The organism is Pseudomonas sp. FW305-7, assembly GCF_058786735.1.
On the sequence record NZ_JBYSZA010000020.1, the window covers coordinates 64,137 to 90,742 of the forward strand.

19 protein-coding genes are annotated in these 26,606 nt (G+C 57.3%); 13 read left to right on the forward strand and 6 right to left on the reverse strand.

Annotated features, from left to right (window positions below):
• Window positions 1-36 precede the first annotated feature (36 nt).
• From AC3WMT_RS21835 to AC3WMT_RS21850, 4 genes are read right to left on the reverse strand one after another with little or no spacing between them, the layout of a single operon-like run.
• Window positions 37-1,251 (reverse strand): hybrid sensor histidine kinase/response regulator, encoded by a 1,215-nt coding sequence (locus AC3WMT_RS21835; RefSeq protein WP_103304983.1) that lies wholly within the window; start codon window positions 1,249-1,251, stop codon window positions 37-39.
• Entirely contained in the window at window positions 1,245-1,838 is a 594-nt protein-coding gene (locus AC3WMT_RS21840) for a chemotaxis protein CheB (RefSeq protein WP_103304984.1), read from the reverse strand. Before AC3WMT_RS21840 ends, AC3WMT_RS21835 begins: the two co-directional genes overlap by 7 nt.
• Complete coding sequence (locus AC3WMT_RS21845; protein ID WP_103304985.1) at window positions 1,835-2,668, reverse strand: CheR family methyltransferase; 834 nt, start codon at window positions 2,666-2,668, stop codon at window positions 1,835-1,837. Before AC3WMT_RS21845 ends, AC3WMT_RS21840 begins: the two co-directional genes overlap by 4 nt.
• Entirely contained in the window at window positions 2,668-6,165 is a 3,498-nt protein-coding gene (locus AC3WMT_RS21850) for a response regulator (RefSeq protein WP_103304986.1), read from the reverse strand. The genes AC3WMT_RS21845 and AC3WMT_RS21850 overlap by 1 nt, the downstream gene beginning before the upstream one ends.
• 264 nt (window positions 6,166-6,429) lie before the next feature.
• Between AC3WMT_RS21850 and AC3WMT_RS21855 the strand changes: the two genes are divergently transcribed.
• Complete coding sequence (locus AC3WMT_RS21855) at window positions 6,430-6,792, forward strand: response regulator (RefSeq protein ID WP_103304987.1); 363 nt, start codon at window positions 6,430-6,432, stop codon at window positions 6,790-6,792.
• Window positions 6,793-6,845: 53 nt separating this feature from the next.
• Here the strand turns inward: AC3WMT_RS21855 and AC3WMT_RS21860 are convergent, their stop codons facing one another.
• Window positions 6,846-7,127 (reverse strand): hypothetical protein, encoded by a 282-nt coding sequence (locus tag AC3WMT_RS21860; RefSeq protein WP_103304988.1) that lies wholly within the window; start codon window positions 7,125-7,127, stop codon window positions 6,846-6,848.
• A 596-nt stretch (window positions 7,128-7,723) separates the two neighbouring features.
• On the opposite strand from AC3WMT_RS21860, the gene AC3WMT_RS21865 reads away from it, so the two are divergent.
• The 12 genes from AC3WMT_RS21865 to AC3WMT_RS21920 all read left to right on the forward strand — a co-directional run bounded on the left by AC3WMT_RS21865 (window position 7,724) and on the right by AC3WMT_RS21920 (window position 24,812).
• Window positions 7,724-11,614 (forward strand): hypothetical protein, encoded by a 3,891-nt coding sequence (locus tag AC3WMT_RS21865; protein WP_146041246.1) that lies wholly within the window; start codon window positions 7,724-7,726, stop codon window positions 11,612-11,614.
• 102 nt (window positions 11,615-11,716) lie between these two features.
• Window positions 11,717-13,009: a glycosyltransferase gene (locus AC3WMT_RS21870; RefSeq protein ID WP_103304991.1), complete on the forward strand. Its 1,293-nt coding sequence runs from the start codon at window positions 11,717-11,719 to the stop codon at window positions 13,007-13,009.
• A 132-nt stretch (window positions 13,010-13,141) separates the two neighbouring features.
• The gene (locus AC3WMT_RS21875; protein WP_103304992.1) at window positions 13,142-14,008 is read left to right on the forward strand and encodes a phosphatidylinositol-specific phospholipase C domain-containing protein; all 867 of its coding nucleotides are present in this window, start codon (window positions 13,142-13,144) and stop codon (window positions 14,006-14,008) included.
• Between the two features lie 119 nt (window positions 14,009-14,127).
• Window positions 14,128-15,030, forward strand: coding sequence for an AraC family transcriptional regulator (locus AC3WMT_RS21880; RefSeq protein ID WP_103304993.1), 903 nt, complete (start codon window positions 14,128-14,130; stop codon window positions 15,028-15,030).
• Window positions 15,031-15,377: 347 nt separating this feature from the next.
• Window positions 15,378-16,688 carry an ABC transporter substrate-binding protein gene (locus AC3WMT_RS21885; protein WP_103304994.1) on the forward strand — a complete coding sequence of 437 codons (1,311 nt, stop codon included), beginning with the start codon at window positions 15,378-15,380 and terminating at the stop codon, window positions 16,686-16,688.
• A gap of 173 nt (window positions 16,689-16,861) precedes the next feature.
• The gene (locus tag AC3WMT_RS21890) at window positions 16,862-17,788 is read left to right on the forward strand and encodes a carbohydrate ABC transporter permease (protein WP_103304995.1); all 927 of its coding nucleotides are present in this window, start codon (window positions 16,862-16,864) and stop codon (window positions 17,786-17,788) included.
• An 8-nt stretch (window positions 17,789-17,796) separates the two neighbouring features.
• Window positions 17,797-18,627 carry a carbohydrate ABC transporter permease gene (locus tag AC3WMT_RS21895; RefSeq protein ID WP_003225143.1) on the forward strand — a complete coding sequence of 277 codons (831 nt, stop codon included), beginning with the start codon at window positions 17,797-17,799 and terminating at the stop codon, window positions 18,625-18,627.
• Window positions 18,628-18,792: 165 nt separating this feature from the next.
• Window positions 18,793-19,896, forward strand: a complete 1,104-nt coding sequence (locus tag AC3WMT_RS21900) for an ABC transporter ATP-binding protein (RefSeq protein WP_103304996.1) — start codon at window positions 18,793-18,795, stop codon at window positions 19,894-19,896.
• Between the two features lie 18 nt (window positions 19,897-19,914).
• Entirely contained in the window at window positions 19,915-21,387 is a 1,473-nt protein-coding gene (locus AC3WMT_RS21905) for a mannitol dehydrogenase family protein (protein ID WP_103304997.1), read from the forward strand.
• Between the two features lie 308 nt (window positions 21,388-21,695).
• Window positions 21,696-23,192: a xylulokinase gene (xylB, locus tag AC3WMT_RS21910; protein WP_103304998.1), complete on the forward strand. Its 1,497-nt coding sequence runs from the start codon at window positions 21,696-21,698 to the stop codon at window positions 23,190-23,192.
• 13 nt (window positions 23,193-23,205) lie between these two features.
• Window positions 23,206-24,144, forward strand: coding sequence for a carbohydrate kinase family protein (locus AC3WMT_RS21915; RefSeq protein WP_103304999.1), 939 nt, complete (start codon window positions 23,206-23,208; stop codon window positions 24,142-24,144).
• Between the two features lie 47 nt (window positions 24,145-24,191).
• Window positions 24,192-24,812 carry a transglycosylase SLT domain-containing protein gene (locus AC3WMT_RS21920; protein WP_103305000.1) on the forward strand — a complete coding sequence of 207 codons (621 nt, stop codon included), beginning with the start codon at window positions 24,192-24,194 and terminating at the stop codon, window positions 24,810-24,812.
• Between the two features lie 153 nt (window positions 24,813-24,965).
• Here the strand turns inward: AC3WMT_RS21920 and AC3WMT_RS21925 are convergent, their stop codons facing one another.
• Window positions 24,966-26,267: an OprD family porin gene (locus AC3WMT_RS21925; protein WP_103305001.1), complete on the reverse strand. Its 1,302-nt coding sequence runs from the start codon at window positions 26,265-26,267 to the stop codon at window positions 24,966-24,968.
• Window positions 26,268-26,606 lie beyond the last annotated feature (339 nt).

The window sequence follows — 26,606 nt, forward strand, 5'->3', positions numbered from 1 at the left end:
TTTGTTCGGTCAATAGCTGCTGATACGACCGTGTGGTCACTCAGAGGTTGCGTCGGATTTGCCGTTTTCCTCGATCGGCAGACAAACGCGAAACAGGGCGCCCTCGTTGATCTGACTCTCGACGACGATGGAACCGCCATGGGCGGCGACGATCTGCTCGGAAATGAACAGACCCAACCCGAGCCCGGCGACTACCGTCTTGGCGGAAACCCGTTCGAATTGTTGAAAAATGCGTTTCTGGTTCTCTTCGCTGATGCCGATGCCATGATCCTGAACCTCGACCCGCGCCTGATTGCCCTGACGGTAGACGCGGACTTGAATCGGGCTTCTGCCGCCGTAACGCAGGGCGTTGGTCAGCAGGTTGGAGATCACCTGTTCGATGCGGAATTCATCCCAGCAACCCTCCACCGGACTCTCGGCTTCGAACGTGACGGTGGTTTCCGCCACTTCGATCTGCTGCGCGAAGTTTTGCAGCAGGTTACTGACCAACTGCACCAGATCAAAACGGTTCGGCCGGATCGACAGCTTGCCGGTGCGAATCCGCGAGACGTCGAGCATGTCTTCGATCAGGCGGATCAGGCTTTTGATCTGGCGCTCGTCGCGATCAACCATGGCGTGCATCTTGTCCAGGGTAAACGCAGCGGCGTTGTCCCGCGCCAGGTGCATCTTGCGCAATTGCGTTTCGAGTATCAGGCCATTGAGCGGCGTGCGCACTTCGTGGGCGACGATTGACATGAAGTCATCGCGCATCCGCACTGCCTGCTCGAGTTCCGACTGCGTCCTCTGCAACTGCTGCAGCAGCGCTTCCTGCTCGCGGCGGGCCTGCTCCAGCGCTTCGACCTGTTGCTTCATGGCCTTGCTCTGGCGATACAGATCGACGAAGACGTTGACCTTGCTCTTGACCGCATGGATATCCAGCGGTTTGTGCAGAAAGTCCACCGCCCCGCTCTCGTAGCCCTTGAACGCGTAGTTCAGTTCACGGCCGGCAGCGCTGACAAAAATGATCGGGATGTTCTTGGTTTTTTCGGTACCGCGCATCAACTCCGCCAGTTCGAAGCCGTTCATGCCGGGCATCTGCACGTCAAGAATGGCCATGGCGAATTCGTGTTGCAGCAGCAGCGACAGTGCTTCGTCCGCCGACAGCGCCTTATAGACGGTGCGGTCTTCGCGTTTGATCAGCGCTTCGAGAGCCAGCAGGTTCTCGGGCAGATCGTCGACGATCAGCAGTTTTGCCTGGATATTACTCAGCATGCGATTCGTTCCAGCTCGACAAGCAGACGGCCGATGCCGTGAATGGGTAAGACATGATCCGGCTGCTGGATTTTCAGCGCAGCCAGAGGCATGGTGGCGACCTGGGCGTCGTCGGGATCCTGCACGATGGTCAGCCCGCCGTGGCGTTTGACCTTGGCCAGCCCGCGCGCGCCATCGTGATTGGCGCCGGTCAGTAACACAGCGGCCAACCCGGGGCCGTAGACGTCGGCGGCGGACTCGAAAAGATAGTCAATCGATGGCCGGGAATGATGGACGCGTTCCTCAAGGCTCAAGGACAGGCTGCGATCCTGTTCCACCGACAAGTGATAACCGGGTGTGGCGAAATACACCGTGCCCGCTTCGATATCCTGCTTGTCCGTGGCCTCTGCCACCGGCAGCAGCAGACGCCGGGAGAACACCTCGGCCAGATGACTGCGGCGCTCTTCCGGCAGGTGCAGGACGATGATGATCGGCAGCACGAATCCACGTCGTAATGGCCCAAGCATGTTCATCAATGCCTCGACGCCACCGGCGGAAGCACCGACCACAATAGCCTCGATTCGAGGCAGATCCGCTGTATCGTTCATGATTTGCGGTAGATCCGTTCCTGTTTCACCAGCGCTTCGAACTGGTTGGCATAACTGGAAAAATCCAGCGTCTCTTTGCTGCCAAGCACTAGAAAACCACGATGACACAGCGACTCGTGAAACAGCCCGAACGCTCGATCCTGCAGTTTCTTGTTGAAATAGATCAGCACGTTGCGACAGGAAATCAACTGGGTTTCAGAGAACACACTGTCGGTGGCCAGACTGTGATCGGCGAACGTCACGTTCTCGCACAGGCTCTTGTCGAAAATCGCGTAACCATAAGCGGCCGTGTAGTAGTCGGCAAATGAACGCTGACCACCGGCCTGCTGGTAGTTGGCGGTGTAGGCACGGACGTTTTCCATCGAGAAAATCCCCTGCTTGGCCTTGTCCAGCGAGCGCGGGTTGATGTCAGTGGCGTAAATAATCGTGCGATCGAGCAGGCCCTCTTCGCGCAGCAGAATCGCCATCGAATAGACCTCCTCGCCCGTGCTGCACCCGGCGATCCAGATCTTGATCGACGGATAGGTTCTGAGCAGCGGCACCACTTCCCTGCGAATGGCAAGAAAGTGCGACGGATCGCGAAACATCTCACTGACCGGGATCGTCAGCAATTGCAGCAGCTGCATGAACGCGGTCGGGTCATGCAGGACTTTTTCCTGCAAGGCCGAAATGGTCGCGCACTCGAACTGGTTCAACGCGTGTAGCACCCGACGCTTGATCGAAGCGCCAGAGTAATCGCGGAAGTCGTAGCTGTACTTGAGGTAAATGGCCTCGATCAACAGCCGCAATTCGATCTCGCTGTTCCGTTCCACTGAATCACTGCACTCCACTAAATACGTTCCATCTTCGGTAACCACACGCGAATCAGCGAGAACAGGCGATCCAGATCGATGGGCTTGGCCAGGTAATCGTTGGCGCCCGCTTGCAGGCAGCGCTCCTGATCGTCCTTCATGGCTTTGGCCGTAACCGCAATGATCGGCAGTTTGCGCCAGCGCGGATCCTTGCGGATTTCAATGGTGGCTTCGAAACCATCCATTTCCGGCATCATCACGTCCATCAGCACCAGGTCGATGTCCTCGACTTCATTCAATTTATCAATCGCCTCACGGCCGTTACGACCGATCACCACGACTGCGCCTTTGGTTTCCAGCGCGCTGGTCAGGGCGAAGATGTTGCGCACATCGTCGTCCACCAGCAGAACTTTGCGCCCCTCAAAGACCTTGTCGCGACTGCGCGCGGTCTTGAGCATCTTCTGCCGCTCATGGGACAACTGCGATTCGACTTTGTGCAAAAAGAGTGTCACTTCATCAAGCAGGCGTTCCGGCGAGCGCGCACCCTTGATGATGATCGAGCGCGAATACTTGCGCAGATCGGCCTCTTCATCGCGGGTCAGGTTACGACCGGTGTAAACGATCACCGGCGGGAACGAGCAGATGTCTTCAGTGGACATGCGCTTGAGCAATTCGTTGCCGAGCATGTCCGGCAACTTCAGGTCGATGACCATGCAATCGAAAATCGTCGTGCGTAGCAAATCCAGCGCGTCTTGCGCCAGGCCCACGGCGGTGATTTCGATGTCTTCGTCGCCGATCAGCCGTGCGATGCTTTCGCGCTGCAAATCGTCGTCTTCCACCAGCAGCACGCGTTTGACCTTCTGGGTCAGCTTCGCTTCAAGACGGGCAAACACGTCCTTGAGCTCTTCGCGGGTGGTCGGTTTGACCGCATAGCCGATGGCGCCCATGTGCATCGCCGCTTCGACCCGATCCTCGACCGAAATCACGTGCACCGGGATGTGCCGGGTTTCGGCGTGTTCTTTCAGGCGTTGCAGCACAGTCAGGCCGGAGTGGTCCGGCAGGCGCATGTCGAGCAGGATTGCGTCCGGCACGAACTCGCGCGCCAGGTCATACCCCTCGTCCGCACCGTGCGCAACCAGGCACTGATAGCCGAGTTCATGCGCCAGATCGTAGAGGATGTGCGCAAAGTTCGGCTCGTCTTCCACCACCAGAATGCAGCGGGTGGCAAACGGCGCCTTGTCACGGTCATCGGCAAAGCGCGGGATGTGCACCGGCGCCAGAGGTGAAACCGAAATCGCCGGCGCAGCGGCCGCCGTCACGATCTGCGCCGGCGGGGTGAAGGTCAGCGGTGCCGTCGACACTTCAGATGTTTCGCTGTACTGCTGCGGCAATACCAGCGTGAACACACTGCCCTGCCCCGGTGCGCTGCTGACGCTGATCGAACCGCCCAGCAACGTCGCCAGATCCCGCGAGATCGACAGGCCCAGGCCAGTGCCGCCGTATTTGCGGTTGGTGGTGCCGTCGGCCTGACGGAAGGCTTCGAAAATGCTTTCCTGCTGATCCGCGGCAATGCCAATACCCGAATCGCGCACGATAAAGGCAATGCGCTGGTTCGGCTGGCCGCTGATGGTCAGGCTGACTGTACCCTGCTCGGTGAACTTCACGGCGTTGGACAACAGATTCTTGATCACCTGTTCAAGACGCTGGCGGTCGGTAAACAGGGTGACCGGTGCGTCCGGGAGCAGATCGACGCTGAAGGTCAGGCGCTTGTCGGCCGCGAGCGGTTCGAACACGCTGCGCAGACCATCGGCCAGACGCGCGACGCTGGTGTTTTCCGGGATCACCTCAAGCTTGCCGGCCTCAACCTTGGAAATGTCGAGGATGTCATTGATCAGGTTCAGCAGATCGTTGCCGGCGGAGTAGATCGACTCGGCGAACTTGACCTGCTCGGCACTGAGATTGTCTTGCGGGTTTTCCGCGAGCAACTTGGCCAGAATCAACGAACTGTTCAACGGCGTGCGCAGTTCGTGGGACATGTTGGCGAGGAATTCGGATTTGTACTTGCTCGAACGCTGCAGCTCTTCGGCGCGTTCTTCAAGTTGCACCTGGGCCTGATTCAGCTCGGTGTTCTTCTGGTCCATTGCATCGCGCTGCTCGGCCAGAGTCTGCGCCTGTTCGGCGAGTTGCTCGTTGGTCTGTTCCAGTTCGACTTGCTGGGTTTCCAGATGCGCCTGGGATTCCTTGAGGATCCGCGACTGCTCTTCGAGCTCTTCGTTGGCGGTTTTCAGCTCTTCCTGCTGCACCTGCAACTCTTCGTTGAGCTGCTGGGTTTCAGCGAGGACTTCCTGCAAACGCTGACGGTAGCGTGCGGCTTCGATGGACGTGCCGACGTTGCTGGCAATCAGTTCCAGCAACTCGACGTCGCGGTCGTTGAGCGGGCGCAAGAAGCCCAGTTCGATCACGCCGTTAACCCGGTCGTCATCGGTAGTCGGCACCACCATCACGCTGCGCGGCAGGCCTTCACCCAGACCGGAGCTGACTTTGAAGTAATCGCCTGGCACCGAATCCAGTCGAGTCAGCCGCGCCTGTTGCGCCACCTGACCGACGATGCCCTCGCCGCTGTAAATCAATTGATCCTGTTCTTCCTGCTCGCGCGAGAAGCCATATGTAGCCACGCGCTTGAGGCCGCCGTGCTCTTCACGGACATACAGCGCCGCCACGGCCGTGCCGAGGTACTGCGCGCAGAACTGCAGAATGTTGCGCCCCAACAGATTGAGCGTCAGTTGCCCCAGCACCTGCTCGGCCAGTTCGGTCTGACCATTACGCAACCACGCCTGACGCTCCAGACGCTCGGCACTGGCCTGCTGCGCCGCCAGTGTGGCGCCGTAGCTGTCAGACAGATTGACCAGATCGCGCCGGCCGATATACGCCAGCAGCCCACTGATACCGGCCACGAACAACAGATAAAGGGTGATGCTCCAGATCGTGGTGCGGCGCACTTCTTCGTTGCGCGTGGTGCGCAACTGCTGCTCCATGTCGATCACGTCTTCGAACTGTTTGCGGATCTCGTCGGTCAGGCGCTTGCCACGCCCGGCCTTGACCGCCGCTTTATAGTCGCCACTGGAACGCTGCAGATCGATCATCGACTGCGCATAGTTCGCCCATTCGGTTTGCAGGGCTTGCAAACGACGCAGACGATCGGTCTGCACCGGGTTGTCGGCGGTCAGTTCGAGCAAGGTATTGAGCGCCACATTGATGCGGGGCTTGGCCGTTTCGTACGGATCGAGGAAGTGCTCGTCGCCGCTGAGCAGAAAACCGCGCATGCCGGTTTCCAGGTCCACGGTGAGCTTCACCGCTTCGTTGGCGTTATTGATCACCCGGTCGGTGTGTTCAACCCACTGGATGACCGACAGCAGATAAGTGATCAGCGAAACGAAGAAGACGGCACTGAGCACACCAACGCCCAGGGGCAGGCTGATGTTGCGACTCAGGATTTTACGAAACCGTTGCTCATCAACCGAAGACGGAGAGGACATGGGGCAGCCTTGTCGAACTGTTGAAAACCCGAGAGTTTGCCCCAAAACAGCCGCGCGGATCCATTTTTCTCACAACTTTGGACGCAAATTCCTACATTTGCCTGCGCCCTTGGACTCGCCAACAGTTATCCTTGCGCGCCCATTTGCAGCTAATCTTTTTTGTGTCCTGCCGGGAACTTGTGGCTATGCGCCACTTACTCATGCAGGAGCCCGGCATTTTTGATCGACCGGCGCCCCAAAATTCCATCCTTGAGAGCTTTTATTATGTCCGCCACCGCTTCCACCATCCTTGTCGTAGAAGACGATGACATCGTGCGCATGCTGATCGTCGATGTGCTGGAGGAATTGGAATTTACAGTGCTGGAGGCGGATGGCAGCGAGCAGGCGCTGGAAATTCTCGAAGATCCGGAGAAGCACATTGATCTGATGATGACCGATGTCGGCTTGCCGGGGATGGATGGCCGTGAACTGGCCAACGAAGCTCGCAAACTGCGCCCTGCTCTGCCGATTCTGTTTGCCAGTGGTTATGCGGAGAATCTTGATGCGCCAGAAGGTATGCAAATTATCGGCAAACCCTTTTCGATTGACCAATTGAGGGACAAGGTCCAAAGCATTCTGGAAAGCTGAAAAACGACTCTGCAGCTTTGGTCCTGAACGCCTTTGGAGCCTCTCTGTTGCGTTTATCCGAGGTACCAGAATGAACGCCCCTTCTGGTTGTTCAAGTCTTTACCATTCATGCAATCGAGCTTGGCTTTTTGCCGCTCTCTAAAGTCGATAATGTCATCGACTGTCACTTTCGCTGGCTCTGATTGGGCCGGCGTTTGGCCAGACTGCTGAGCAGCCGCGCTATGCTCCGGGGCACTTACCGATTCGTTACCGAAATCGAGGCTGGAGAATAATTCACCACTGTCCAGTGGATGGCGGGTAAACCCCTTCTCGAAGATGATCAACGGATCGCGCATGTCTCCCCGAAAGACAAATCCCTGATAAACGAAGCCTTTTTCCGGGCCTGACAATCGTACTGCGTGGCTATTCGTGGCGGGAGATCGGCGTCGCTTTCCACACACTTGCCGCGTGCATCGTGACCGGCGGGAAACTCAAATTCAGCACTGTTTTCACCGAGAAAGAAAAAAGAATGCCTCGGTCTAAACTGCTTCGCCCGATAAAGACAGCGTTATCGACATTTAAGTCCGGGTCACTGTGCAAGTTCACCAAACGGGGCGAAATTCGGACTTTTATAATTCGATATTCCTAAAACCTCCTGCACATGAGTAAAAATGCAAGTCGCATGATTGCATTCCAGGCCGGAGGCAAACTATCAAACTCGCAACCAACAACAATAACTTAGTTGTTAGCATCTGCTACTTGCGCACATAACACCAAACATCTAAGCCACCTCCTGCAACAACAAACAAACCGTAAAGAATTCGGACTTCCAACGCACTGACTCGCTCTCTACTCTGAGGTTGCTCGCTATTACACGTTAATGCTGATCAGCATCTCGTACTAACGGCCAGAAGTAAGCAATTCCACCCACTCGATGCAGGACGCACAATTAATGAAACCCACCTTTGCTACTAACACTGCTTCCAACACCGACATAGCTGACCAGTACGAAAAAAATCTGGTCATTCAGTCACTCAACAAATTAATTAAAGATCGCACCAGCACCGTTGCTGTTGCCGATGTAGTTGTCAGTGGAATATCCGATACGCCCCTGTTAGAACTGAAAGACCGGTTTATACCGCGAGTGACAGGCAGTGCTTTCGATGAAGTGTGTGATCCTGCACGCACTGCCCTGCAAAAAATGGTCGCAAGCCCAGCGTTCGCCAGGCTCCTCAAACAAGAGGCCCTTCCCGCCGACGTGCAGATTTGCGTCGATGAAAAAGCGTGCCTGTTCGCGCTTGTCGCGACTACTCAGGTTCAGTTGTTCATAGAGTTTGAACCCACGTTGGCCGAGGAACTGGCCATGCTGGGCGAGTTCGCCGGCATTACCGGTGGCCATATTTATTCGGGCGATAACTTCAGCGTGGAACAATGGTTGCGCTTTGAAGATTTCATACTTCCGACCACCGTCGCCGACATCCACAATCTGATCGCTTATCTGTCCTTCAAGCTTCCGGAAAGTCCCGCACTGGGTGACTTTCAGGAATTGCTGGACGCCCATGAAGACTCCCCGTTTCATCTGTCGGACAATGTGCGACAGATCATCAAGGATGTGACTCTGGAAATAACCCAGGGTCAAACCAGTCTTCTGCAAAAACTTGCCTTTCTTAATTTCAATCTGATTCCAGCGTCTGAAAAACGCGAACACTCGGAAAAATTTTTAACAAGTTGCCTGAGAAGTAAAACCGCCAAAGCGCTGGGCCGAGCCATTCATGAACGGCTTGAATGGCATCTCGATCTCGATGATGCACAGCTGGGCGACGAGCAGCTCATGCACATGGCAGCCGTCGCGCTGGCGCTCGATCTGGGCGCCAGCGATCAACCGGTGATCGCCGGTTATGACGTATACCGGCCAGCCAATGCGCCGCTGAACGCGGCGCAGGTTCGGGAGGAACTGGAAGCTCATCTGGTTACCCACGCACTGATCGAAGAAAACGTCGCGCCGCTGGCTGCCCATCTGTTGCTGGCGAAAGTGGCGCCGGAGTTCCTGGTGCAGGGCGCGCCCCTGGACTTGACGCTGGATAAACCGGGTTGGGTCCTGATCGCACAAACGGTAGCGATGCTCGAACACGTCGCGCCAGGCACATCACGCGTGATGAATTATGCGCAGATCAAGGCATTCTCCGACCTGGCGCCGGTGACGTACGAACAGAATGAATTGCAGGAAATCACTGGCGTCATCCCCGTCATTAACTGGGCTGTGCTCAACGGCGTCATTGTCTACCAGGTTGGCAGAGACTATGGCAGCGCTTCGCTGACCAAGGCGTCGTCTTATTTCAACCGTTATATGGATGCATTGCGCCAATCCGAAACAGGCCTGCTGGCCGCGCCGCCTGACCGACGCAAACTCGGACTCCAGTCACTGAAAAAGGTGATGCCAGAGGGCGATTACCTGGAGCACAAGTCGCTGCAGTTCACCTTCAACGGCTCGCGCACGGAAACCAATTTTCTGGATGCTTTGAGGTATTCATCCCCGACCGGTGTGCTCGCTGATTTATACAATCTCGCCGCCAATGCGGCCGATCTCAATGAATATTCGTTGTCCGAGCTTTTGCGCCTGCGTCTCTCTGTGCTCGATTTGTACCTTTCCGGCGACCTGGTTGAAGAAGGACGCCTCACCAGCAGATTCAAGCTCAAGAGTGGCTTCCAACCTCCAGCCAATGCGTTTGCCCGCCTGGCTGAGCTGGAGAACGCCGACACGTTGTACGATCAAGCCTTCGACACGTATTACACGGGTGTTCAGGAAGGTCTTGCAGCCGTGATCAAAATGGCCATCTGCTGCCTGCCGAAAGACGATCGGGACGCGCTGATGAATGGATACATCTCGCTCTACACCGTTCGCACTTCAACGCTGCGAAAAATCACCGGCAACCTCCTCAATCTGGAAGCGGAGAAGGAGACGCAATTGCAGCGTGATGCCGAGAAAGGCCGTTACGGGCTCCTTCTCTGTCGCCAATACAACGGCGAGACCCGCTGTTATGAAATGTTCACCATGCGTGGTTTGTGTCGTGAACGTCCGGATCTGGCGAACAAACTGCAAAGCAGTGAAGTCATCAATGGTTTTCCCACTAAAGCCTATGTTGGCTCCAAACATGACCTTCAGCTCAGAATCGAAGCACAGGACTGGCCGCTGGACTTCGCGGCATACAGAGACGGCAGCGAACCACGAAATGGCCAGTCGTCCAGCGTTGTGGTGGAAAAACTCTGGCATTTCCACACGAGCACCGAGAACCTGCATCCCGTTTCGCTGTTTTTCTCCCCTTCGCTGGAAAAGCTCACCAAGTCGATCATGTCCAGCCATCCGGTGGCAACTCGTGACGAACTTTATGCTGCCTTCAAGCCCCAGACAGATCTGGAACACATGCGTATCCGTCGGGACCTGACACAAACCAATTTCGCCAATGTCGCCGTGCCGTTTTTCAAGTGTGTCAACGATATTCGATCGGGCGAGGAGCACCGGGTACGCGAGGGCATTGGCGGTTGCATTGTCGATGGTCTGTCAGTCCTTGGGCTGGTCGTCGGCCTCAGCGTGGCCTCGGCAAAAGTCATCGCCGCAACGGCTTCGAACACATTGAGGGTTTTGGGCGTTGCCAAGGCAACCGTGCGTGCTGCATTGGCCTTCATAAACCCGATTGATGGCCTGCCGAAACTGGCGCGCAAGGGTTATCGGCTGGCCCATCGCAACTTGGTATTACTGGGGGAAAACAGTGCAAGCACGGTCGAATCGGTCGCTCGACAGCTCAAAAAACTTACCGGTCATACGGACGCACGATATCTGGTCAAAGCCCTGCAACGCTCCGACCTCCAGCATGGCAGCTGGCGCGCGGCCGAGAATGCCGGGGATGTCGTAGACCTCGCAGTAATCAAACGCCACCAATCGATTCATGTCTTCCACAAGAGCGTGGGCGGAGCCTGGGGACCGGCGCTGAAGAACGTGCAACTGCTGCCATACCGGGTGCATAGACTTTTTGGAAAGCTCAAGCCCACCGCCTACACCCGGCACTATGTGGGGAAGGCGCTTGCCCCTGCCAAGAGCAGACTGGATACAGCGATCAAACTCTTGGAAAGCGCAGACGACAACACGCGTCTGGTCGTCAAATACATGCTGGGCGAAGGCTCAGACGATGCCATCAGGTACTTGTTAAAATCGCTACGCACAATGCGTAGCGAACTGGATGCCATTTCCGTTGCCAATATGTCTTTCCGGCACGTCGGCCCGAATGCATTGGCAGCGATTTCCACACATGACTACAAAAAATTGAAGGCCGCCAAAAAGAGCGGCCTCCTAGTCAGCGATTCCATGAAAAGGTTTATAAAAATCTACCCGAAACACCTCGATGCTTACTATAAAAAAGAAAAATACGCAGTCTCGAAAATCGCTGACGTTTTGATTCATGAAATGTCCCACGGCAGTAGCGGCACACTGGATCTGTTCTACGCAAAAGAAGGGGATAAACTAACGGATGTAGCCGTCCTGGTAGATCTCGCGAGAAAGCCGGACATGGTCCATCCAGCCCTCTCCCACCTTCACAGGACCTATGAGGCTACTGAACTGGCTCAGTTAAATAATTTTGATGCAGTCCGTCATAGTTTGGCGAAAATTATTCAGGACAATCCCGCCCTCTACAACGCCAACAGCATAGAAGTCGCCGTTTCGCTGCTGAATCAGAGAACAACAGATCCTGCGAAGTTTGCATCGAACATCACACTCGTACAAAAAACAGTGGACGAATATAACCCGAGTGCCTTCATCTCCAAGCTCGAGATCGATCTCTCCGTGTAATGGATGCTTCTGCAGGCTGAGTCCGCCCACCTTCAACGGCCGCTGTGGTTTAATTGCGGCCGTTTTTTGTTCCCCCTCGCCTGCTGCAAAGGATTTCTGTTCATGTCTCAGCCAGTCACCACCAAAGTTCTGGTCATCGGATACGTTTGGCCCGAGCCCCAATCCTCGGCGGCCAGCGGGCATGTCATGCAGATCCTCGACACCTTCTTGCAGCAGGGTTGGGACATTACCTTCAGCAGCCCCGCCGGCCCGGGTGAGCACAAGGCTGACCTGACCGCGCTGGGCATTCGCGAAGTGCCCATTGAACTCAACAACAGCAGTTTCGACGTATTCATCAGCGAACTGGCCCCGGATATCGTGCTGTTCGATCAGTTCATGATGGAGGAGCAGTTCGGCTGGCGTGTCGAGAAGTACTGCCCCGATGCCTTGCGGGTACTGGAAACCTCCGATCTGCAAAGCCTGCGTCACGCCCGCCATCAACGGCTCAAGGATCACCTGAAAGCCTGTCCCGATCAGGACGACTTCAGCGCTTTGTTCGCCCCGGCACTGCGCGAAGAGTTTGAACTGATGGCCGACACCGACCTGGCCAAACGGGAAATCGCCGCGCTGTACCGCTGTGACTTGAATCTGATGATCTCCGAGGTGGAAATCGAGCTGCTCGTCGAGCAATTCGGCTTGCCGCGCCAGTTGCTGCATTGGTGCCCGCTGATGATTGCCCCTCCCACCACTGCCACAAAAGCATTTGAGGAGCGGGCGCATTTCCTCAGCATCGGTAACTTCCGCCATGCGCCAAACTGGGACGCAGTGCTGTGGATGAAATCCACGATCTGGCCGTTGATTCGCCAGCAACTTCCTCATGCACAACTGCACATTTATGGCGCCTACACCCCGCCGAAAGCCACGGCGCTGCACAACGCGGCGCAGGGTTTTCATGTGATGAACTGGGCAGAAGATGCGTTGCAGGTCATGTCCGATGCGCGCATTTGCCTGGCACCGTTGCGATTCGGCGCGGGCATCAAAGGCAAGCTGGTTGACGCGATGCTGTGCGGTACGCCGAGTGTCACGACACCGATTGGCGCTGAGGGCATGCACGGCGATCTGCCCTGGCCCGGAGCTGTCACGCACACGACGACGGAGTTCGCAAACCAAGCCGTTCAGCTTTATAAGGACAAGGCACGTTGGCAAGCGGCGCAAAAGGCAGGAGACCATTTGCTCGGGGAACGTTACCAACGCATCGTCCATGGCCCGGCTCTTATTGAAAAACTGCGCTATTGCCAAGAGCATTTAACAGCACTTAGAAACAATAACTTTACTGGCAGCATGCTGCGCCACCACATGCATAAAAGCACTCAGTACATGTCTCAATGGATTGAAGTTAAAAACCAAAAAACATAGGACTTCGCAACTCTCATCACATTTGGCATTAAAACACGACTTGGCAAACAACCTGATTAGCATTTAAAACATTCTGCAGGCAGCGCACTAACACTTCCACGGTGCGCACTTTAACTAATGCAGGATGCATACATGACAACTCTTAATCAAGGCAACTACTCCAATCATAACTGGATGACGGCCACCCCCAAATTTGACGCACTGTCTCTCAACGAAATGACTCTGCCGGGAACTCATAACGCCGGCAGTGACTGGAAGGCAAGCTATCCTGTTTTCGGCCCACCTCGCCACTGGCTCGCCTGTCAGCATGATTCGTTTTATAGGCAATTGAGTCATGGATCCCGAGCTCTGGATATTCGTTTGATGAGTGAGCCTGCTGCAAAGGGACTAGGCAAATTTCGCATGCACCACAATAAATTCCCCAACTCTCGAACGCTGGGGCATCTGATTTCCGACATCAATCAGTTTCTCGATGAAAATCCTGACGAGTTTATTGTTGTAGATGTTCATAAAATGCTCGGCGCAACGTTTGACTTCCGCTATTTCAACGAAGTGGTTCAGCACTTGCTCGGGGACCGAATCATTCCACCGAATAACGCACGCCTCACATTGGGACAACTAAAAAAAATCAGCTCCACACAGAGAGTTTTGTTTGCCACCCAGAGTCACGGCGAGCTGTCACACAACGTTTTTTTTGGACAGATAGCTCACAAATGGATCGGTACTGGCACCGTTAGTGCCAATGAACTTAATAAATACATTTCTGAAGTAATGAAGAATCCGCCTGGCAAGTGGTCGCCCTGGTCTCTTTCGGCCGCCTGCTACGCTGCTCTCGGAGGCCCGGTGGATATTCACGACGAATTAAATGCCTGGTTCAATCCGAAAAACGGTGACTGGGCCATGAAATGCAACATTATCAATGTCGACTTCATCGAGGAGAGCGACATCGTTGCATACTGCCACGCGGCCAACCTGATCAAGGCAGCCAAAAAAACTTAATCAGCCAACCCCTGTGCGAACGCATCAGCCAAGGCATAGTGCTGAGTTGATACAGGCTGGCACAGCAAGCGCAGAAAGAGGCATGATCGGCAAGCGATAACAAAATAAAGCGCTCAGCCATGACTCGAACCGCACGCGTGACCGACCCTTCCTACGAATTGATGGATGACCACAACGGGTTGTCCATCATCTACCGCCAGCACGGTTTCCCCTGCCCGCTGGTGCGCTGGCATTTCCACAAGGAATACGAGCTGCACCTGATCGTCGCCAGTTCCGGCAAAGTGTTCATCGGTGACTACATCGGCAACTTCTACCCTGAAACCCTGTTTCTGACCGGTCCGAACCTGCCGCACAACTGGATCAGTCAGGTGGCCGAAGACGAAGTGGTGGAAAAACGCGACATGCTCGTCAATTTCACCGATGAACTGTTCGAGAGCGGTCACCAGATATTCGCCGAACTGAAAACGCTGGCGCCGTTGCTGGAACGGGCGCAGTACGGCATCGAATTCCGCTGCAAACAGACAATCCGCGAGGCCATGACGCTGATGCAGCGAATCGCCGACACCCGTGGCATCACCCGGCTCGGACACTTTTTCATCCTGATGGAGTTGCTTGCGGCCAGTGACGACTATCAGTTGCTGTCCGGTGCCACCACCCCGCAACTGGCCGATGAGCACAATATCGACCGCACCAACCGCGCTGTCGATTACATCTTCAGCCACTACGCCCGGGATATTTCGCTGGAAGAAGTTGCCGAGCACCTGGGCATGACACCGACCTATTTCAGCCGCGTATTCAAACAGGCCACCGGGCGCAACTTCATCGAGTTCGTCAATCGCTTGCGCATCAGCAAATCCTGCGAGTTGCTGGCGGACGGCGATAAACCGGTGACCGATGTGTGCTTTGAGTCAGGCTTCAACAATATTTCCAACTTCAATCGGCGGTTTCAGCAGCTCAAGGGCATGACGCCTTCGCACTATCGGCGGCTCGCGGTGCAGCGCCTGACTGAACAGAACGTCTGAAACTCCGAACCCCTGTGGGAGCTGGCTTGCCAGCGATGAGGCCAGCACACCCAACCTCCGCGTCGACTGATCCACCGCCATCGCTGGCAAGCCAGCTCCCACAGGTTTTGACCTTGCTTTGCGTCGAAAACCTGTACGTATCCGATACCCTCCGTTCGCTGCAACCCCCTACCCTGCGTTCGCCCGCAACAACACCAGTGCAAAAAAGTATCAATTGAAGTGCTACGGATGATTTGTCAGCCCGGCAATTGAAGGCTGTAATCGGTGCACATTCTTCCTGCATTCGGAAGACACAAAAACAATAACCGTCCTTCTGCCACCCGCCGGGTGCAGAAAAGGAGTGCACGATGCAACCCACTGCAAAAGCTCTGCTTGCCCTCACCTGCATGACCCTCAGCAGCGTCAGCCTTGGCGCCCAGACCCTGACCATCGCCACCGTCAACAACAGCGACATGATCCGCATGCAAAAACTCTCGAAAACCTTCGAGACCGAGCACCCGGACATCAAGCTCAATTGGGTGGTACTGGAAGAAAACGTCCTGCGCCAGCGTCTGACCACCGACATCGCCACGCAGGGCGGCCAGTTCGACGTGTTGACCATCGGCATGTACGAAGCAGCGCTGTGGGGTGCCAAAGGTTGGCTCGAACCGATGAAGGATCTGCCGGCCAGTTACGCCCTCGACGACGTGTTCCCGTCGGTGCGCGAAGGCCTTTCGGTCAAGGGCTCGCTGTATGCCCTGCCGTTCTACGCCGAAAGCTCGATCACTTATTACCGCACCGACCTGTTCAAGGACGCCGGCCTGACCATGCCGGAACGTCCGACCTGGGAAGAGATCGCCGGTTTCGCCGAAAAACTCACCAACAAAGACAAAGAGCAGTACGGCATCTGCCTGCGCGGCAAGGCTGGTTGGGGCGAGAACATGGCGCTGATCACCACCGTCGCCAATGCCTATGGCGCGCGCTGGTTCGATGAAAAATGGCAGCCGGAATTCAATGGCCCCGAGTGGAAAAACGCACTGAATTTCTACGTCGACACCATGAAGAAATCCGGCCCGCCCGGTGCGTCCAGCAACGGTTTCAACGAAAACCTTGCGCTATTCAACAGCGGCAAGTGCGCGATCTGGGTCGACGCCAGCGTTGCCGGTTCGTTCGTCACCGACAAGACCCAGAGCAAGGTTGCCGATCACGTTGGTTTCACCTTCGCGCCGCATCAGGTTACTGACAAAGGTTCGGCGTGGCTGTATTCGTGGGCGCTGGCGATTCCGACCAGTTCCAAAGCGAAAGATGCGGCAAAAGAATTCAGCGCCTGGGCCACGTCCAAGGAATACGGCGAGCTGGTGGCCAAGACCGACGGCATCGCCAACGTACCGCCGGGCACTCGCGCCTCGACCTACAGCGACGCCTACATGAGCGCCGCGCCGTTTGCCAAGGTGACGCTGGAGTCGTTGAAAGCGGCGGACCCGAGCAAACCGACGTTGAAACCGGTGCCTTACATCGGCATACAACTGGTGACCATTCCTGAGTTCCAGGGCGTCGGCACCCAGGTCGGCAAGCTGTTCTCGGCAGCGCTGATTGGCCAGACCACGGTGGACCAGGCCCTGGCAGCAGCCCAGCAAACCACTGAACGCGAGATGAAGCGCGCCGGTTATCCCAAGTAAACGCCACTAAACCTGTGGGAGCTGGCTTGCCAGCGATGAGGCCGGCACATTCAAAATTGATGTCGACTGTTCAATCGCCATCGCTGGCAAGCCAGCTCCCACAGGGTTCGCGTCGATGTCAGGAAGGGTTTCTCTCCTGAGCATGTATCTGCACCCAACTGGTTGTGATCACCATGAATACTTCAACTGCCAAAGCCCACATCGACCTGTCGCAACCTGCGCGCAAAATCCGCGTACGCAATCCCGGCTGGTTCCTGGTCAGCCCTTCGGTAGCCCTGTTGCTGCTGTGGATGATCGTGCCATTGGGCATGACCATTTACTTCTCGATGATTCGTTACAACCTGCTCGACCCGGGCGTGAATGAATTCGTCGGGCTGGAGAACTTTACCTACTTTCTGACCGACTCGGGCTTCCTGCCCGGTGCCACCAACACCCTGCTGCTGGTTGGCAGCGTGTTGCTGATCAGCGTGGTGTTCGGTGTGCTGATCAGTGCGTTGCTTGAGGCCAGTGAATTCCTCGGTCGCGGCATCGTGCGGGTCATGTTGATCTCGCCGTTTTTCATCATGCCCACGGTCGGCGCGCTGATCTGGAAAAACCTGATTTTCCACCCGGTGTCCGGGATCCTCGCCTACCTCTGGAAGTTGTTCGGCGCGCAACCGGTGGACTGGCTGGCGCACTACCCGCTGCTGTCGATCATCATCATTGTTTCGTGGCAATGGCTGCCCTTCGCGATCCTGATCCTGATGACTGCCATGCAGTCCCTCGATCAGGAACAAAAGGAAGCCGCCCGCCTCGACGGCGCCGGCCCGATAGCGATTTTCTGGCACCTGACCCTGCCGCATCTGGCCCGGCCAATCGCGGTGGTGGTGATGATTGAAACGATCTTCCTACTGTCGGTGTTCGCCGAAATTTTCACCACCACCAACGGTGGGCCGGGCTACGCCTCGACCAACCTCGCCTACCTGATCTACAACCAGGCGCTGGTGCAGTTCGACGTCGGCATGGCCTCGGCGGGCGGCTTGATTGCCGTGGTCATCGCCAACATCGCCGCGATCATTCTGGTGCGGATGATCGGCAAAAACCTGACTGACAAAGCCTGAGGCCTGCCATGACCCTTCAACAATCCCGCCGGCTGCAAAGCCTGTTGCTCGGCACCCTGGCCTGGGCCATCGCGATCGTGATTTTCTTCCCGATCTTCTGGATGGTGATGACCAGTTTCAAGACCGAAATCGATGCGTTCGCCACGCCGCCGCAGTTCATCTTCACGCCGACGCTGGAGAACTATCTGCACATCAATGAGCGCAGCGACTACTTCAGTTTTGCCTGGAACTCTGTGGTGATTTCCTTCAGTGCCACCGCGCTGTGCCTGCTGATCGCAGTGCCGGCGGCATATTCGATGGCGTTCTACGAGACCCAGCGCACCAAAGGCACCCTGCTGTGGATGCTCTCGACCAAGATGCTGCCGCCGGTGGGCGTGCTGATGCCGATCTACCTGCTGGCGAAGAGTTTCGGCCTGCTCGACACGCGCATCGCGCTGATCGTGATCTACACACTGATCAACCTGCCGATCGTGGTCTGGATGATTTACACCTACTTCAAGGACATCCCCAAAGACATCCTCGAAGCCGCACGCCTCGACGGCGCCACGTTGTGGCAGGAAATGGTTCGGGTGCTGCTGCCCATCGCCAAGGGCGGCCTTGCCTCGACCGTGTTGCTGTCGTTGATCCTGTGCTGGAACGAGGCGTTCTGGTCGCTGAACCTGACCTCGTCGAAAGCCGCACCACTGACCGCGCTGATCGCCTCGTATTCAAGTCCCGAAGGGTTGTTCTGGGCCAAGTTGTCGGCGGTCTCGACCCTTGCCTGTGCGCCGATCCTGATCTTCGGCTGGATCAGCCAGAAACAACTGGTGCGCGGCCTGTCGTTCGGCGCTGTGAAATGAACATGCCGAACCTAATGCGATTCCCTGTAGGAGCGAGCCTGCTCGCGAAAGCGGAGTGTCATTCAACGATGAAGGCGACTGGCACGGCCCCTTCGCGAGCAGGCTCGCTCCCACATAAAAACCAATTCAGCTCAAACGAATAATAAATTGCGGAGGCCCATCCTCATGGCCAACCTGAAAATCAAGAATCTGCAAAAAGGCTTCGAAGGTTTTTCCATCATCAAGGGCATCGACCTGGAAGTGAACGACAAGGAATTCGTGGTCTTCGTCGGCCCCTCCGGCTGTGGCAAATCCACCCTGCTGCGACTGATCGCCGGCCTCGAAGAAGTCAGCGGCGGCACCATCGAACTCGATGGCCGCGACATCACCGAAGTGAGCCCGGCCAAACGCGATCTGGCGATGGTGTTCCAGACCTACGCGCTGTACCCGCACATGACCGTGAAAAAGAACATGTCTTTCGCCCTCGATCTGGCCGGCGTGCCCAAGGCTGATGTCGAGAAAAAAGTCGGCGAAGCGGCGCGGATTCTCGAACTCGGCCCGATGCTCGAACGCAAGCCGAAACAGCTCTCCGGTGGCCAGCGTCAGCGTGTGGCGATCGGCCGCGCCATCGTGCGCAACCCGAAGATCTTCCTGTTCGACGAGCCGCTGTCCAACCTCGACGCCGCACTGCGCGTGCAGATGCGTCTGGAACTGCTGCGCCTGCACAAGGACCTGCAAGCGACGATGATTTACGTGACCCACGACCAGGTCGAAGCGATGACCATGGCCGACAAAGTCGTGGTGCTCGATGGCGGCAAGATCGAGCAGGTCGGTTCACCACTGGACCTCTATCACAACCCCGCCAACCTGTTCGTTGCCGGGTTTCTGGGCACGCCGAAAATGGGCTTCCTCAAAGGCCAGATCGCCCGGATCGACGCTCAGGTCTGTGAAGTGTCACTGGATGCCGGCACGCGCATCACCCTGCCGTTCAACGCCGCCCACCTGAGCGTCGGCAGCGCCGTAACCCTGGGTATTCGCCCGGAACATCTGGAACTGGCGCAACCGGGCGACTGCACCCTGCAAGTCACCGCCGATGTCAGCGAGCGGCTGGGCAGCGACACCTTCTGCCACGTCAAGACCAACGCCGGTGAAGCGCTGACCATGCGCGTGCGCGGTGATCTGGCGAGCCGTTATGGCGAACAACTGAGCCTCCATCTGGACGCCGCCCATTGCCATTTATTCGATGCCGAAGGCGTGGCGCTCACCCGTCCGCTGCGCGCTGCCGCCTGATTTTTCGAGACTTGCCCAATGAAACTCAACAGACAAAACCTCAATCGCCTCGCCGCCGAAGTGCAACTGCCGGCGTACAGCCTCAGTGATACCCGCCAAGGCATTGCGCACATTGGCGTCGGCGGTTTCCACCGGGCGCATCAGGCGTATTACACCGACGCGCTGATGAATACCGGCGAAGCACTCGACTGGGCGATTTGCGGGGTCGGCCTGCGCGCCGAAGACCGCCGCGCCCGCGACGATCTCAAGGAGCAGGATTACCTGTTCACGCTTTTCGAACTCGGCGACAGCGATGACACTGAAGTGCGGGTGATCGGCGCGATTCGCGACATGTTGCTGGCCGAAGACAGCGCCCAGGCCTTGATCGACAAACTAGCCGATCCGCAGATCCGCATCGTCTCGCTGACCATCACCGAGGGCGGCTACTGCATCGACGACAGCAACGGCGAATTCATGGCGCACCTGCCGCAGATCCAGCACGATCTGAACAATCCTGAGTCGCCGAAAACCGTGTTCGGTTTTTTGTGCGCAGCTCTGGAAAAGCGCCGGGCGGCGGGTATTCCGGCGTTCACCGTGATGTCCTGCGATAACCTGCCACACAACGGCGCGATCACCCGCAAGGCGTTGCTGGCGTTTGCCACCCTGCGCGACAGCAATCTGTGCAGCTGGATCGACGCCAACGTCAGCTTCCCTAATGCGATGGTCGACCGCATCACGCCGATGACCAGCACCGCGCATCGCTTGCAACTGGCCGATAAACACGCGGTGGATGACGCCTGGCCGGTGGTTTGCGAACCGTTTGTGCAGTGGGTGCTGGAGGACAAATTCGTCAACGGCCGCCCGGCCTGGGAAAAGGTCGGCGTGCAGTTCACCGACGATGTTTCGCCGTACGAAGAGATGAAAATCAAACTGCTCAACGGCAGTCATCTGGCGCTGACCTATCTGGGTTTCTTGAAAGGCTATCGCTTTGTCCACGAGACCATGAATGACCCGCTGTTCGTGCGCTACATGCGTGCGTATATGGATCTGGATGTCACGCCGCAACTGGCGCCAGTGCCGGGTATCGACCTGACCGATTACAAGAACACGCTGGTGGCGCGGTTCTCCAATCAGGCGATTGCCGATCAGTTGGAGCGGGTGTGTTCGGACGGTTCGTCGAAGTTTCCCAAGTTCACCATCCCGACGATCAACCGGCTGATTGCCGATGGGCGCGAGACCAAGCGTACGGCGTTGGTGGTGGCGGCCTGGGCGTTGTATCTGAAGGGGGTGGATGAGAATGGCGATACCTATTCGATTCCTGATCCACGGGCGACTTTTTGTCAGGCGTTGGTGGCGGATGATGGGTTGATGACCCAGCGATTGCTGGGGGTTGAAGAGATTTTTGGCACGGCGATTCCGCAGTCTGCGGAATTTGTGGCGGCGTTTGAATGGTGCTGCGACAGTTTGCGTGAGGTGGGCGTTTCGCGGACTTTGGAGCGGGTGCTGGCCTGAAAAAGCCCCTCACCCTAGCCCTCTCCCAAAGGGAGAGGGAACTGACCGAGTGGTTGGTGCGACTTACATCGACCTGAAAGTCCGATGTCGAACTGAGGTTTTGAATAGCACCCAGGTCGGCTCCCTTTCCCCTGGGGGAAGGAACTGACCGAGTGGTTGGTGCGACTTACATCGACCTGATAGTCCGATGTCGAACTGAGGTTTTGAATAGCACCCAGGTCGGCTCCCTTTCCCCCTCGCCCCCTTGGGGGAGAGGGCTGGGGTGAGGGGGTAGCTCTTGATCTTTAGCCCAACTGACTGGTTCACACATGACAACCCGACAACTCTTCCTCGGCATCGACTGCGGCACCCAAGGCAGCAAAGCGATCATCCTCGATGCCGCCAGCGGCGAAGTCCTCGGCCACGGCGCTGCCGCTCACACCATGATCAGTGGCGCCAACGGCCGTCGCGAGCAAGACACTCGCCAGTGGCTGGAAGCCTTCGCCCTCGCCACCCGCCGTGCGTTGTTGGCGGCGGAAGTCGATGGCCAGGCGATCCTCGGCATCGGCGTTTCCGGCCAGCAACACGGGCTGGTGCTGCTCGACGATCAAGGCGAAGTCCTGCGCCCGGCCAAGCTCTGGTGCGACACCGAAACCAGCGCTGAGAACGACCGGCTGCTCAGCCATCTGGGCGGTGAAAAAGGCTCGCTAGAACGCCTCGGCGTGGTCATTGCTCCCGGCTACACAGTATCGAAACTGCTGTGGACCAAAGAGCAGCATCCGCTCGTGTTCGCACGCATCGCCCGCATTCTGCTGCCCCACGACTACCTCAATTTCTGGCTCACCGGCCGTGCCTGCAGCGAATACGGCGACGCCTCCGGCACCGGCTATTTCAACGTGCGCACCCGCCAGTGGGATTTGCAGCTGCTGCGCGACATCGACGCCAGCGGACGTCTGCAAGCGGCGCTGCCTGAGCTGATCGATGCGCACCAAGCCGTCGGCACAATCCTGCCGGCCATCGCCGAACACCTTGGCATCAACCCCAACGCGCTGGTCTCAAGCGGCGGCGGCGACAACATGATGGGCGCGATCGGCACCGGCAATATTCAGCCCGGCGCAATCACCATGAGCCTCGGCTCCTCCGGCACGGTGTACGCCTACGCCGAAACCCCGAAAGTCAGCCCGGATGCCAGCGTCGCCACGTTCTGTTCATCCAGCGGCGGCTGGTTGCCGCTGATCTGCACCATGAACCTGACCAATGCCACCGGCGCGATTCGCGAAGTGTTCAACCTCGATCTGCCCCGGTTCAACGAGCTTGTCGCCCAAGCGCCCATCGGCGCCGAAGGCGTCAGCCTGCTGCCGTTTTTCAACGGCGAGCGCGTCCCGGCCCTGCCCCACGCCACTGGTAGCCTGCACGGTTTGACGCTGGATAATCTGACCCAAGCCAATCTGTGCCGCGCCGCCGTCGAAGGCACGACGTTCGGCTTGCGTTATGGACTGGATTTGCTCCGGCAGAATGGTTTACAAAGCCGCAGCATTTGCCTGATCGGCGGCGGTTCGAACAGCGCGGTGTGGCGGCAGATCGTCGCCGACACCATGAACACCCCGGTGATCTGCACCGAGCAAAGTGAAGCTGCGGCCCTCGGTGCCGCGATTCAGGCGGCGTGGTGCAAATCCTGGTCGAACGGCCACGAAGACACGTTGGCCGACTTGTGCCAGCGCTGCGTGAAACTCGACCTGAGCAGTGAAACCCTGCCGATCGCCGCCAATGTCGCGGCGTTTCAGCAGGCTTATGAACGCTATCAACAGCATGTCGCAACCCTATAAAGAGCAAACAATTATGTATTTGGTGTGTGGCGAAGCCCTGTTTGATTTCTTCAGCGAAGACGATGCCAGCGGACTGGCCTCGAAAGTGAATTTCAAGGCGATTGCCGGCGGCTCGCCGTTCAACGTCGCGGTTGGTTTGCGTCGTTTGGGCGTGGACTCGGCCTTGTTCGGTGGTCTGTCCACCGACTACCTCGGCCGGCGCTTGCAGCAGGTCTTGCAGGAGGAAGGTGTACGGCCGGACTATCTGCTGGATTTTGCCGCGCCGACGACTTTGGCGATGGTGGCGGTCGGTGCTAACGGCTCGCCGCATTACAGTTTTCGCGGTGAAGGCTGCGCTGATCGGCAATTGAGTCTGACCCATTTACCAACGCTGGGCCCTGAGGTGCGCGGCTTGCACATCGGTTCGTTCTCCCTGGTGGTGCAGCCGATTGCCGACACCCTGCTCGCGCTGGTTCAGCGTGAAAGTGGCAAACGCCTGATCACCCTCGACCCCAACGTACGCCTTAATCCCGAGCCGAATATCGAACTGTGGCGCGAACGGATTGCCACGCTGGTGCAACTGGCGGATCTGATTAAGGTCAGCGATGAAGACTTGAGCCTGCTCTACCCCGAGCAGGATCCGCAGCACGTCATCGAAGGCTGGCTGGAGCATCGCTGCCAGGTCGTCTTCCTCACCCGTGGCGGCGAAGGCGCCAGCGTGTTCAGCCGCGCCCATGGTTCATGGTCGGCACCCGCCTGCTCGGTGAAGATCGCCGATACCGTCGGCGCCGGCGACACCTTCCAGGCCGCGCTGATTACCTGGCTGACCGAACAAGGTCTGGACTCGGTCGAAGGTGTGCAGCAACTTGCTCGCGAACAGATCGACGCCATGCTCAAGTTCGCCGTGCAAGCGGCGGCGCTGACCTGTAGCAAGACGGGTCCGGATCTGCCCTATCGTCACCAATTGACCTGAGCGCGTAGACTGTCGCCCTTTTTATGCGCATGACGGGATAACGGCTTTTGAATTCAGGGCAGACGGTTGGACTACTGGTACTCGCGGCACTGTTGACGGGTTGCGGCACCTCGCCGCCCCGTTCGCCGGAAAACATCTGCGAGATCTTCCGCGAAAAGAGCGACTGGTACGACGCCGCGCAAGTCACGCAAAAGCGCTGGGGCGTGCCGATCCAGGTGCCGTTCGCGATCATGTATCAGGAATCCGGCTACCGCTACGACGCCAAGACCCCACGCAAATACCTGCTCTGGGTGATTCCGTGGGGCCGCGTTTCAACCGCGTCGGGCTATGCGCAAGCCAAGGATGAAGTCTGGTCCGACTACCAGAAAAGCACCGGCCGCAACTGGGCCGACCGCGAAGACTTCGATGACGCCATCGATTTCGTCGGCTGGTACATGGACAAGACCACCAGCATCAACGGCGTGTACAAATACGACGCCTACGGCCAGTACCTCAACTACCACGAAGGCTGGGGTGGTTATCGCAACAAGACTTACGCGAGCAAGGCGTGGCTGATGCCGACGGCGCGCAAGGTGCAGAATCGCTCAGACATGTATGCCCAGCAATATGCCGGCTGCAAAGAGGATTTGAATCGGGGGTTCTGGAGCCGGTTCTGGCATTGGTTGTAACAGGCACAATTTCGTTGACCTTCAGGACGCCATCGCGGGCAAGCCCGCTCCCACAAGGATCTCCGGTGAACACAGATTTTGTGACCACCGAAGAAACCTGTGGGAGCGGGCTTGCCCGCGATGACGGCGGATCAGACGCCGAAAACCCGGCGGTTACAACACCGAAAAGTTGTAACTCACAATCAACCGGGTCTCATCCACATCCCGAGCGAACTTCTCGTAGTTGGTGCGGTAAGTCGCATTACGCAAACGCAGACTCACATCCTTGAACGTGCCGCTCTGAATCACGTACTTCAACTCGCTGTCACGTTCCCACTCTTTACCTTCCTGATCGCTGCCCAACACCTTGATGTGATCACCGTTCACATAACGCGTCAGGAAACTCAGGCCGTTAATACCAATCGCCTTGAAGTCATAGTCATAACGCAACTGCCAGGAACGTTCCTGTGCAGCGGCGAAGTCATTGACCTGCACGTAGTTGACCAGATACGGGTTGCTGCCATCGAGATACGGCATCGAGTTGTCGCCGTTCATGCGCTGCCAGCCGCCACTGAAGGTGTGGCCGTTGATGGCGTAGGACAGCATGCCGCTCAACGCACGGTTGTCGATGGAACCAGCCTTGGCATCACCGCTGTCGGCACTTTTCAGCAAGCGTAAATCCGCTTTCAACACACCGTTGCCCAGCGGCTGATTGGCCAACAGGCCGACGAAGTGCTGGCGATAGATATCTTCAAGTTCGGCGTAGTGATACTGCGCGGTCAGGCGATCGTTGATCTTGTAGTCGAAGCCGTACATGTCGAAATGGTCGGCGGTGGTGTTGCACGCATAGCGCTTGTTCTTGCAGTGCACGCGGATGTCTTGCGAGTCGGTGGAATCGCGCGCGGTGTATTTGTCCAGACGCGCCGCCATGAAGGTCAGGTCCTTCACTTCCTTTGAGGTCAGCATCGCACCGTTGAACATCGTTGGCAGTAGACGTCCGTCGTTGTACTTGAGCAGCGGCAGATCCGGCAGCAGTGCGCCGTATTTCAGCACCGTGTCGGACACCTTCACTTTGGCAGTCAGGCCCATCTTTGCGTATTGACCCTTTGAACCGCGCGGATCCTGGCCGCTGGACGGCAACAAGCCGCTGTTGCTGCGGTCAGGGCTGGAATCGAGCTGCAAACCAAGCATGCCCAGCGCATCGATACCAAAACCCACCGTGCCTTCGGTGTAACCCGATTGCAGGTTGAGAATGAACCCCTGCGCCGACTCTTCACGTTTCGATGCGCCTTGATCGTTGGACGTGTGCCCATCACGGAAATCGCGATTGAAGTACACCGTGCGCGATTCGATTTTCGCTGTGGTGTCTTCGAGAAATCCGCTGGCCTGAACCTGTGCGGCAAAACCGGCGCACAGCACAACGGCTCCGAAGCCAAACGACTGGCGCGGGGTGATGAGGGGAAATGGGGGACGCATGAAAAACTCCAACAATGCAGCGTTTGCGCGAGGCGCAATAAGCCAGAAAAATAGCTCCCGTCCCGGATCAAGGCTGAGCCGGGAGAAAGTGAACACGCAGGGGTGAAGCGCAATGATGGCAGATGGCTTTAACGTGCCACAGGCGACTTTAGTCTGAAACTGACCGGCTATTCTGCAACGCCCGGCTGGATTGATAGCGGCAACCGACCCGCGCTGCAACCCGCAAATCGCCCGGTTTCATTGACGAAAACCCTCTGTCTAAGGGTTTGCCCTATGCGCTGCCAGTGCCGTGCATACGGCATTTGCGCCTTGAACGAGGCGGTCTAATCCTCCATCATC

Coding starts and splice junctions, on each gene's coding strand:
- AC3WMT_RS21835 (WP_103304983.1), bottom strand. CDS start 1,251: ATGCTGAGTAATATCCAGGCAAAACTGCTGATCGTCGACGATCTGCCC.
- AC3WMT_RS21840 (WP_103304984.1), bottom strand. CDS start 1,838: ATGAACGATACAGCGGATCTGCCTCGAATCGAGGCTATTGTGGTCGGT.
- AC3WMT_RS21850 (WP_103304986.1), bottom strand. CDS start 6,165: ATGTCCTCTCCGTCTTCGGTTGATGAGCAACGGTTTCGTAAAATCCTG.
- AC3WMT_RS21855 (WP_103304987.1), top strand. CDS start 6,430: ATGTCCGCCACCGCTTCCACCATCCTTGTCGTAGAAGACGATGACATC.
- AC3WMT_RS21860 (WP_103304988.1), bottom strand. CDS start 7,127: ATGCGCGATCCGTTGATCATCTTCGAGAAGGGGTTTACCCGCCATCCA.
- AC3WMT_RS21865 (WP_146041246.1), top strand. CDS start 7,724: ATGAAACCCACCTTTGCTACTAACACTGCTTCCAACACCGACATAGCT.
- AC3WMT_RS21870 (WP_103304991.1), top strand. CDS start 11,717: ATGTCTCAGCCAGTCACCACCAAAGTTCTGGTCATCGGATACGTTTGG.
- AC3WMT_RS21875 (WP_103304992.1), top strand. CDS start 13,142: ATGACAACTCTTAATCAAGGCAACTACTCCAATCATAACTGGATGACG.
- AC3WMT_RS21880 (WP_103304993.1), top strand. CDS start 14,128: ATGACTCGAACCGCACGCGTGACCGACCCTTCCTACGAATTGATGGAT.
- AC3WMT_RS21885 (WP_103304994.1), top strand. CDS start 15,378: ATGCAACCCACTGCAAAAGCTCTGCTTGCCCTCACCTGCATGACCCTC.
- AC3WMT_RS21890 (WP_103304995.1), top strand. CDS start 16,862: ATGAATACTTCAACTGCCAAAGCCCACATCGACCTGTCGCAACCTGCG.
- AC3WMT_RS21895 (WP_003225143.1), top strand. CDS start 17,797: ATGACCCTTCAACAATCCCGCCGGCTGCAAAGCCTGTTGCTCGGCACC.
- AC3WMT_RS21900 (WP_103304996.1), top strand. CDS start 18,793: ATGGCCAACCTGAAAATCAAGAATCTGCAAAAAGGCTTCGAAGGTTTT.
- AC3WMT_RS21905 (WP_103304997.1), top strand. CDS start 19,915: ATGAAACTCAACAGACAAAACCTCAATCGCCTCGCCGCCGAAGTGCAA.
- xylB (WP_103304998.1), top strand. CDS start 21,696: ATGACAACCCGACAACTCTTCCTCGGCATCGACTGCGGCACCCAAGGC.
- AC3WMT_RS21915 (WP_103304999.1), top strand. CDS start 23,206: ATGTATTTGGTGTGTGGCGAAGCCCTGTTTGATTTCTTCAGCGAAGAC.
- AC3WMT_RS21925 (WP_103305001.1), bottom strand. CDS start 26,267: ATGCGTCCCCCATTTCCCCTCATCACCCCGCGCCAGTCGTTTGGCTTC.